Here is a 329-nt window from a genome sequence, read left to right as displayed (position 1 = left end):
CGCGCCTCGTCCACCCGCGCGGCCGGCGCCTGGCCCATGGCCTGCGCGGCGTCGAGGATGGGGCGGTAGCCGGTGCAGCGGCACAGGTTGCCCGACAGGTCGGCCTGTGCGGTGGCCCGGTCAACGGCCTGGCCGCGCGCGCAGCGGTTCTGGTACAGGCCGAACAGGCTCATGACAAAGCCGGGGGTGCAAAAGCCGCACTGGCTGCCGTGCGCGTCCAGCAAGGCCTGTTGCGCCGGGTGCAGCGCGGCGCCCTGGCGGTCGATCAGCGGGTCGCAGGCCAGGTCGGCGGCCGTCCACAGCGCCTGGCCGTGCACCGCGTGGGCCAG

The 329-nt window shown here is 75.4% G+C and carries 1 protein-coding gene; it reads right to left on the bottom strand.

Annotated features, from left to right (window positions below; translation table 11 throughout):
- Positions 1 to 329, bottom strand: a 329-nt coding sequence (locus HA630_RS26780; protein ID WP_243855303.1) for a 2Fe-2S iron-sulfur cluster-binding protein, incomplete at both ends; no start/stop codon positions are given.

Source organism: Aquabacterium sp. A08 (genome assembly GCF_011742065.1).
Note: the sequence above shows the minus strand (reverse complement) of the source record. Positions and strands in the feature narration are given on the sequence as shown.